At 60.8% G+C, this 8,660-nt stretch carries 9 protein-coding genes; 5 read left to right on the top strand and 4 right to left on the bottom strand.

The annotated features are described in order from the left end of the window. The coding region (locus JWQ61_RS20330) for a VIT domain-containing protein (protein ID WP_304362109.1) at positions 1–2,566 on the bottom strand (2,566 nt) is incomplete at its 3' end. 219 nt (positions 2,567–2,785) lie between these two features. Here JWQ61_RS20330 and JWQ61_RS20325 point away from each other — a divergent pair. The 4 genes from JWQ61_RS20325 to JWQ61_RS20310 all read left to right on the top strand — a co-directional run bounded on the left by JWQ61_RS20325 (position 2,786) and on the right by JWQ61_RS20310 (position 5,135). Next, entirely contained in the window at positions 2,786–3,385 is a 600-nt protein-coding gene (locus JWQ61_RS20325; protein WP_304362108.1) for a sigma-70 family RNA polymerase sigma factor, read from the top strand. Then, positions 3,382–4,269 (top strand): hypothetical protein, encoded by an 888-nt coding sequence (locus JWQ61_RS20320; protein WP_304362107.1) that lies wholly within the window; start codon positions 3,382–3,384, stop codon positions 4,267–4,269. The genes JWQ61_RS20325 and JWQ61_RS20320 overlap by 4 nt, the downstream gene beginning before the upstream one ends. Positions 4,270–4,502: 233 nt before the next feature. Beyond that, the gene (locus tag JWQ61_RS20315) at positions 4,503–4,721 is read left to right on the top strand and encodes a DNA-binding protein (RefSeq protein ID WP_304362106.1); all 219 of its coding nucleotides are present in this window, start codon (positions 4,503–4,505) and stop codon (positions 4,719–4,721) included. Positions 4,722–4,724: 3 nt separating this feature from the next. Continuing rightward, positions 4,725–5,135: a type II toxin-antitoxin system VapC family toxin gene (locus JWQ61_RS20310; RefSeq protein WP_304362105.1), complete on the top strand. Its 411-nt coding sequence runs from the start codon at positions 4,725–4,727 to the stop codon at positions 5,133–5,135. Positions 5,136–5,180: 45 nt separating this feature from the next. Here the strand turns inward: JWQ61_RS20310 and JWQ61_RS20305 are convergent, their stop codons facing one another. Both JWQ61_RS20305 and kbl read right to left on the bottom strand, forming a co-directional pair. After that, positions 5,181–6,143, bottom strand: coding sequence for an NAD-dependent epimerase/dehydratase family protein (locus tag JWQ61_RS20305; RefSeq protein WP_304362104.1), 963 nt, complete (start codon positions 6,141–6,143; stop codon positions 5,181–5,183). Between the two features lie 24 nt (positions 6,144–6,167). Next, positions 6,168–7,391, bottom strand: a complete 1,224-nt coding sequence (gene kbl / locus JWQ61_RS20300) for a glycine C-acetyltransferase (protein ID WP_304362103.1) — start codon at positions 7,389–7,391, stop codon at positions 6,168–6,170. Between the two features lie 116 nt (positions 7,392–7,507). Here kbl and JWQ61_RS20295 point away from each other — a divergent pair, with 116 nt between their 5' ends. Continuing rightward, entirely contained in the window at positions 7,508–8,077 is a 570-nt protein-coding gene (locus tag JWQ61_RS20295) for a helix-turn-helix domain-containing protein (protein WP_304362102.1), read from the top strand. Positions 8,078–8,167: 90 nt separating this feature from the next. Here JWQ61_RS20295 and JWQ61_RS20290 read toward each other — a convergent pair whose 3' ends face one another. Continuing rightward, positions 8,168–8,620 carry a glycine zipper 2TM domain-containing protein gene (locus JWQ61_RS20290; RefSeq protein WP_304362101.1) on the bottom strand — a complete coding sequence of 151 codons (453 nt, stop codon included), beginning with the start codon at positions 8,618–8,620 and terminating at the stop codon, positions 8,168–8,170. Positions 8,621–8,660: the final 40 nt, after the last annotated feature.

The following is an 8,660-nucleotide window of genomic DNA, read 5'->3' as shown; positions in this document are numbered from 1 at the left end:
GACCGTAGTAGCATTTTTCACCGTTCGGATCAGTGACCCACAAATCCATGTCGGCATTGTCCGCATCCCAGGTCATGATCACGCGCAAATCGAGCGGCATGTTCTTCAGCAGGCGCGGATCGATACGACTGGTGTCGAGCGACACGCCGGAGGTGGCGACAATCGCGTTCAATTCTGCCAGCACGATGGTCTCGATTTCCGGGAAACGGGCGTCCCAAGGGCGCAGCACCACTTCGTACAGCTGGTCGATGGCTTGCTGGTACTGCTTGTTGGCGGCATACGCCAGCCCCAGATCGCGGAACGATTGCGGCTCTTCTTCGGCCAGCCGCCTGACCTTCTCGAACACCGGTATCGCCAATTCCGGCGCGCCGGCTTGCAGCAGGCGGTAGCCCAGTATGCGCAGTACGGCGCGGTTTTCCAGGTCCATCTCGGCCAGGTTGGACAACACACGCAACGCCAGGTCGCGCTGCCCTTTCTCCAGCAGGATATCGGCGGCGTCGAGGAAGAAAGCGCTGCTGTTCGCGTAGCCGGGCTTTTCGTCGAGGTAGATGGCGTACACGGTTTCCGGCGTGGCCGATTTGAGACGATCGATATATGGCGCTGTCGCACTCCATTTTTTCAGCGCCATCCTGATCTCGGGCGCAGTCGAAACGATATCCGAATCCGCCTTGGATTTTGCCGAATAATTCGAACCCGCTTCAAAATTCTGCCGGGCGCTGACAGCGGGAGCCGGAGCAGACGGTGCTTGCATCACCGGTGCGGCAGCATCGATGTCCGGCCGTTCTATGTATCGGAGCCGGCCCGGCACCTGCGGCTTGGATTGCGGCGCGGCGCCTTTAGGGAAATCTTTCTCCCACCATGCGGCCTTGCGCTGGAATTGTTCAATCACGGTTTCCAGATGCTTATCGCGCGCTTGCCTGATATCCGACTCGCGCAGTGCTTTCAATTGCTTGAATGCGACCTGGTATTCCTCCGGCGGAGCAACGTCATAGCGTACATAGTCGTCCAGGCGCTCCAGCACGATCAGCGAAGTCTCGCGCGTCGCCAGGCCGAACTGCTGGCCGATGCGGCGGATTTCGGCGCGATGCAGGTCCTGGTCGGCCGCCAGTTCGCGCAAGCGATATCCCGCCCACAAATAAGCCGCCAGCGGATGAGCTGGCGCGGTGGCGGAGACCGGCACGGTCTTGATCTGCTGGCGGCCGCCTTGTCGCAGGCTGAGCGTCAGTTGCGCATCGGCGCCGCGCAGGCGGCCCGCCACGCGGATGACGCCGTTGGCCACCTCATGCGATTCGACTTGCAGGTCGGTAGCGCCAACCGCGTTCAGGGCATCTATATGGGTCGACTCGGTCAGCAAGGCTTGCGCCGCCGCTGCCACCAGTTGCGGCGACACCTGCAGCAGGCGACCGCCGGTGTTTTCAGCCCAGGCAGCGAGCTGGGCGCTGTCCGCCGTCAGCGCGGCGTTCAGCACATACAGCCGCTGGCCGGCGCCCAGCTTGGGGAAAGGCGCGCTGCCGTAATTGCTCAAGCCGTCGCTGACCAGCAGATATTCGCCGACGTCGGCCTGCGGCCGCCAATCGCCAAGAGCGCTGGCGCCATCGTACGCGATGTTTTGCAAGGCCTGGCGCAGCGCGCTCCAGTCGCCGTTGACGACACGGAACCAGGCGCTGGCTTCCGGCCTGTCGCGCAGCCGTGTCAGACGTATCTCTGCGTTGCCGGCAGTTTTGAAGTAGCGGTCGAGCACGGCAAATTCGGAATCGTGATCGCGCGCCGCGCCGGAACCCGAACTGTCCCACAGCAAGCCGATCACCTTCGGCAGGCTGCGCGCCGTACGTGTCTCGGTCACCGGTATTTCGGTGACAAACCAGGTCTGGTCGTCGCGCAGCTGGAGATAGGTCTGCGGCTTGTCGCTGGCAGGAACCAGCATATTGAGCACGCCGCTGGCGGCGAACCGGCTTTTGACTATATGCGCCTGGTACTGCTCGCCGGCCTGTGTAAACGTGACTGAACCTAGTGCGCCGCCGGCTTGCGGCGCGGCGCTGGCGCCATGTACCGCCAGGTTCAGGTCGAAGTCGCGCACCCGATCGTCATAGGCCAGCGGCAAGTTGTACACCCAGTGTTTTCCCTGGCGCGACAGCGCTTCCATGTACTTGATCTCTACAGTGCGGCTGCCGTTGGCGGGAATCGGGAAGATGCGCAAGCGGAAATTGTTGCCTTGCGTGGTTTCCAGCAAGCCGGGATCGACCCGGCGCCGCTCGATCGCTTCGAATACCTGGCGGCCCTTGGCTTTCTCCACCGGCACCGCAGGCCGCAGTTTGCCTTCGATATCCAGGGCAAACGCCGTGATCTGCTGGCCGTCCAGCAAGGGAAACTGCAACTGTCCCTCGAGCGGCCGCTGGTTGGGGTTGAAAAACACCATCCGGACCGTGGTCTGGGCCAGGCCGCCGCTGATTTCTCCGTCGATGTGCAGGCTTTGCAGCACAATCGGCTGTTCACCGCCGGCCACTATCAGCGGCGGCGGGCGCACGATCGATTTCGCTTGCGCTGCGGGAAGCAGAAGGACCAGCATGGATAAAGCGCCAAGCAAGCGTCGTAACATTTTATTCTCCGTTAGTGCCGATACCCTGGCTTGTCATATGAAACGAGCCAGGTTCACAAACGGGGTTAAATAAATTGATGGCGGCGTAAAAAAAAATGCCGCTGCATCCGGCTGTTGCATTCTTGCACGGCTGCGCTCACAATCGCCGCTATCACCCGACAGTACAAAGAATCACAACAACAAGCCGCCATGTACGCCGAACTTTCCGATGAAACGCTGATGCTCAAGTACCGTGACGGCGACCTCGGCGCGTTCAAGGAACTGTACCGGCGCCACAGCCGCGGCTTGTATCGTTTCATTGCATGGCGCTCGCCGCGCCGCGACTGGGTCGATGAAATCGCGCAGGATGCCTGGGCCGGCGTGCATCACGCACGCGCCCGCTACCAGCCGGAATCGAGTTTCCGCACTTACCTGTTCCAGATTGCGCGCAACCGCTTGGTCGACCTGCTGCGCCAGCACCAGGTGTTGCTGAGCAGTGATATCGGCGCCGCAGATGAAGCCGGAGCGGAATTCGACTATTTGGCCGACGCCGCCCAGGAAGCAATGTCGCCCGAAGCCGCGCTGGAACACAGGCAGCGTATCGCCGAGCTGCACGCGGCGATACGCAGCTTGCCCGGCGAACAGAAAGAGGCCCTGATTTTGCAGCAATTCAACGACATGAGCCTAGGAGAAATCGCGCAGATTGCCGCTGTGCCGGTAGAAACCGTCAAGAGCCGCTTGCGCTATGCGATGCGCAAACTGCGCCAGCACCTGGTGCCGGACCTGACTTCCAATGAGGAGGCGGTATGACTGCCGAAGACAACAAGCACGACGACGCCGAATTCGAGGCATTCCTGCAAGGCCAAGGCGACCTGGCGCGCAAACTGCGAAGATTGCCGCAGCCCTCGCCCTCGGCGGATTTGGATGCAGCAATACTGGCGCAGGCAGAAGCCCTGACCGCGGCTGCGGTCCCAGTGCGCGAGGCCGCCAACGACGCTCCGCCGCCCAAGACAGGCAAACCCGGGAAACCGCGCTGGCGCTGGAACACGCAACTGGCGCTGGCCGCCAGCGTGGTGCTGGCTACCCTGGTGACGTTGCGCTGGCAGAACGAGCCGGTAGTGGAGCCTGCTGAACCAGCGAGAAAAATCGAACAGCCGGAGCAAGTTGCGCAAGCGCCGCAGGCAGAAGCCCCGCCGCCGGCTGCACCTGCCGCCGCTCCACCGCCTCCTGCAGCAGGCAAGCAGCGCACGGCGCCGCAACCGGCTCGGCCCAAACCCGCCAGGCAGGAACCACCGCCTGCGGCATCCGCGCCTGCTCAAGCCAAAGCCGAAGCCGGCGTTGCGGATTCAAATCCGCAACTTGGCGCCGCTGAAACTGCAACCCGTCAAAATTATGCGGCGGCGCCAGAGCAGCTTGCGCGCAAGGAAACGCCCGATTCACGCGTCAGGGCGATAGTCATCCCTGTACCGAAGGTTGCCGCCGCGCCGGAGCCCTCTGTGCCGGCGCCAGTCGTCGCTCCGGCCAAACCCGAGGCAAGCACCAAGGCCGAAGCCTGGTTATCGGTGATCGAGGAAATGATCAAGGCGGGATTGCGCCGGGATGCCCTGGACGAATGGGAAAAATTCAACCAAGCCTACCCAGGTTATCCGGTGCCGGAAAAACTGAGCACTCAAATCAAGGCGCTGGAAAAATAGCAGGCCGCCCCGATCGGCGCAATACGATCCGGCCAGTTTCTTCAAGCGCCTCGATCAAGTTATGTTGAGCAGGCAAATAAGACAAAGCAAATAGCATCGTCACCGTCTCTCGGCAATAATGAAGGGCTGGAAAGCCATCTTGTGCTCCGCTCCTTGTTTTGCGCAGCATGATTGCATTGATAGCAGTATTACGCTAGAATGCTATCAATGCAATCATCGTTTCAGGAAACATTATGGCAACAAATCTGGTGGTCAGAAATGTAGAGGAAGATGTAGCCTTGGCCCTCAAGCAGCTCGCGGCATCCCACGGCCGCAGCGCTGAAGCCGAGCATAGGGAAATTCTGCGAGCCGCATTGCAGCGTCCGAAGCGGCAATCGCTTGCGGAAGTGTTGTCTAGCATGCCGAATGCCGGCGAAGATGCGGATTTCAATTCGCGCGATATTCAGGAATAAAGCATGTATCTGGTCGACACGAACGTGATCAGCGAAGCACGTAAAGGAAAAAAAGCAAACCGGGGAGCCAGGGAATTCTGGCAGTCTGTCGATCCGGATTCGCTCTACCTCTCAGTGCAGACGATAGGTGAAATCCGCCGCGGCGTCGAGATCATCAAGAACCGCGGAGATACGGTGCAAGCCAAGGCGTTAGAGCGATGGCTGGATATTCTTGTCGCCGGATATGCTGACCGCATCCTGGCTTTCGATGAGGATTGCGCCCAGGTTTGGGGCAAGCTGATGTCACCCAGCAATCAGCATCCGATCGACAAGCAGATTGCCGCCATTGGCTTGATCCACGGACTCACGATCGTCACCCGCAACACCAATGATTTTCTCGGCACAGGGGTGCGCCTGCTGAATCCGTTCTCATAAAGAAAACGGCGCTCCCCTGCCCTCCGCAACAAATGGAGGATGGCCTCAGGCCACCTGTTCTTGAATTGCCGATTTGCGCGCGGCAAGGTGCGCCAGCATGTCGTCGACCATGTCGGCCAGGCTGTATGCGGGAGACCAGGACCACTCTTCGCGCGCCTTGGAATCGTCGATCGAGCGCGGCCATGCATCGGCGATCGCCTGGCGGAAATCCGGCTGGTACGTGATGCTGAACGATGGGTAATGCTGCCTGATGATAGCCACCAGCTCGCGCGGCGAAAAACTCCACGCCGCCAGGTTGTAGGAACCGGCCACTTTCAGCTGTTCCTTCGGCGCGCTCATCAATTCGATGGTAGCGCGCACGGCGTCCGGCATGTACATCATCGGCAGCGTGCTGTCGACATCCAGGAAACTGGTGTAATCGTCGCCCGCCGCAGCAGCGAACAAGGCCTGGATCGCATAGTCGGTGGTGCCGCCGCCGGGTTCGGCGGAATAGCTGATCAGGCCAGGATAACGCAGGCTGCGAATATCCATGCCGTATTTTTCCGCATACCAGCTGCACCAGTGCTCGCCCGCCAGCTTGGAAATGCCATAGACGGTCTTCGGATCCATGGCGCCGACCTGCGGCGCATTGTCGCGCGGAGTCGACGGGCCGAAAGCGGCGATCGAGCTGGGCCAGAACACTTTCGACAGCTTGGCCTGGCGCGCCACTTCCAGCACATTCAGCAAGCCGGTCATGTTCAAGTTCCAGGCCCACTCCGGATGCTCTTCGCCTTTGGCCGACAAGGCGGCCGCCAGGTGATAGATTTCACCGATATCGTGTTGCTGCACTACCTCGGCCAAGTGTTTGGCATCGGTCACGTCCAGTTTTTCGTAGGCCAGTTCCTGGTGCCGGCCCAGCGCTTGTATATCGCTCGCGACAACCTGTTTTGCGCCATGCAGCTTGACCAGTGCGGTCGTCAGTTCGGTGCCGATCTGGCCGTTAGCGCCGATTACCAATATTTTTTTCATCGCTTGTCTCTTCAATTCTGCTCTTCAGTTCTTCACCAGGCCCAGCTCTTCGCCGGCTTGCCGGAAAATGCCCACGGCACGCTGCAATGTTGCTTCGTCATGCACCGCCGACATCTGCACCCGGATCCGCGCCTGTCCTTGCGGCACCACCGGATAGAAGAAACCGACCGCGTAGACGCCCAGCTCATACAGGCGGCGCGACAGGTTTTGCGCGACCACGGCGTCGTATACCATCAGCGGCACGATCGGGTGGGTCCCCGGCTTGATCTCGAAACCGGCTTCCGTGATGGCTTTGCGGAAATAGACGGTGTTGCGTTCCAGGCGGTCACGCAGTTCGGTGGATGCTTCCAGCAGGTTGAGCGCCTCGATCGAAGCGCCGACGATCGCCGGCATCAGGGTGTTCGAAAACAGGTATGGCCTGGAGCGTTGCCGCAGCAGGTCGATCACTTCGCGCCGGCCGGCGGTGAAGCCACCGCTGGCGCCGCCCAAGGCTTTGCCGAGGGTGCCGGTAATCACATCGACCTTGCCGAAGATGCCGCGCGCTTCATGCGTGCCGCGTCCGCGCGCACCCATGAAACCGGTGGCGTGGCAGTCGTCGACGCCAAGCAAGGCGCCGTATTTGTCGCACAGCTGGCGGATCACATCGAGCTGCGCCACGGTGCCGTCCATCGAAAACACGCCGTCGGTAAACACCATCGAGAAACGAGCGTTGTCGGCCTTGGCCTGCTTCAGGCAGCGCTCCAGGTCTTCCATGTCGTTGTGGGCGTAACGGTAGCGTTTCGCCTTGCACAGGCGGACGCCGTCGATGATCGAAGCGTGGTTGAGCGCATCACTGATGATTGCGTCCTGCTCGCCCAGCAAGGGCTCGAACAGGCCGCCGTTGGCGTCGAACGCCGCAGCGTACAGGATGCAGTCTTCGGTGCCGAGGAACTGCGCCAGGCGCTGTTCCAGTTCGCGATGGATATCTTGCGTGCCGCAGATGAAACGCACCGAACTCAGGCCGAAACCATGGCTGTCCAGAGCGGCGTGGGCGGCCTTGATCAAGGCCGGGTGCGAAGACAATCCGAGGTAGTTGTTGGCGCACAGGTTGATCAATTCGCCATTGGCGGTATTGATCTTGCCGCCCTGCGGGCCAAGGATCAGGCGCTCGCTTTTCAGCAGGCCGGCGGCCTGGATCCCGGCCAGCTCGTCGCGCAGGTGGCCGTAGAAGCCGGGAGCGCCAGCCTGGGTAGTGATGTCTTGTGTCATTGTCTGCCTCGATCTTATATAATATATTGCTTTAATTCGATATATCGAACAAGAATTCCACGATAATGCACAAAAACGAGGTTGTCAACCAGATGAGCAGCAATTCAGGAAAAAATTTGGAGGATGCACCGCCCAAGGTCGGCGATACCTTGGTCAAGCTGCGCCAGGCCGACGGGCTCTCGCTGGATGCCTTGTCGAAACGCGCCGGCGTCTCCAAGTCCATGCTATCGCAAATCGAGCGCAACCAGGCCAATCCCACGGTTGCCGTGGTGTGGCGCCTGGCCAACGCCCTCGGCGTGCCGATCTCGCTGCTGGTGGACGGCAACCAGCCGGTGCCGGCCTCGATTGAAACCTTGCCCAGCCACGCCACGCCTTCGCTGCGTTCGCGCGACGGCCATTGCGTGCTGCGCATCCTGGGACCGATCGAGCTGGCCGGCCAGTTCGAATGGTATGAACTGTCGGTGGAACCCGGCGGCTGCCTCGACTCGGAGGCGCACGAACCGGCTTCGCGCGAACACCTGACGGTCTTGTCCGGCATGCTGGAAGTCCAGAGCGGCAGCAACGTCACCAAGATCAAGGTCGGCGAAACCGCGCGTTATGCGGCGGACCGCCCCCACTACATCAAGAATGTCGGCAAGAATGCCGCCACCGCCCTGCTGGTGGTGATCCATAATGGCGGCCAGTAACCAACGACCGGCGCTGCCCGCACAATAAAAAAGGCTGGAAGACAATCATGTCTTCCAGCCTTTTTGACTTTACAGCCGCTTGATCCGCGCTTAGTGGGTTACCCGGGTAACGCCGCCGGAAGACAGCAAACGCACACGGTCGCCGACGTTGAAACGCTCGTCCGCATCCTGGGTAATGGCGCGCAATTCGCCGTTGCTCAGGCGTACTGTGATTTCCAGGCCCGGACGCTGGTTCAGGTTGTTTTCCACCTGGTTGCCGGCAATCCCGCCGAGCACTGCGCCGACTACGCCGGCCGCAATCGATCCGTTGCCTTTGCCGATCAGCGAACCGGCGCCCACCGCGCCCAGCGCGCCGCCAGCCAAGGTGCCGGCGCTACCACCGCTGTTCTTGTCGATAGTGACCGGACGCACCGAATCAACTACCGCCATCCGTACCGATTGCTCGCCCTGGGCTTGGTGGCTGGTATATACGTTTGCCGAATTCGGCGTTACAGCGCAACCGCTCAAGGCCACCAGGGCCGCGACTACGATCAGGTTCTTCATTCTTGATAACTCCATCATAAATTGCTCTTGTACAAAAAAT

Origin of the sequence: Collimonas fungivorans (genome assembly GCF_028292705.1) — a bacterium.
Classification (GTDB): domain Bacteria; phylum Pseudomonadota; class Gammaproteobacteria; order Burkholderiales; family Burkholderiaceae_D; genus Collimonas; species Collimonas fungivorans_B.
The sequence above is the reverse complement of the archived record's forward strand: the minus strand, read 5'-3'. Positions and strand labels throughout refer to the sequence as shown.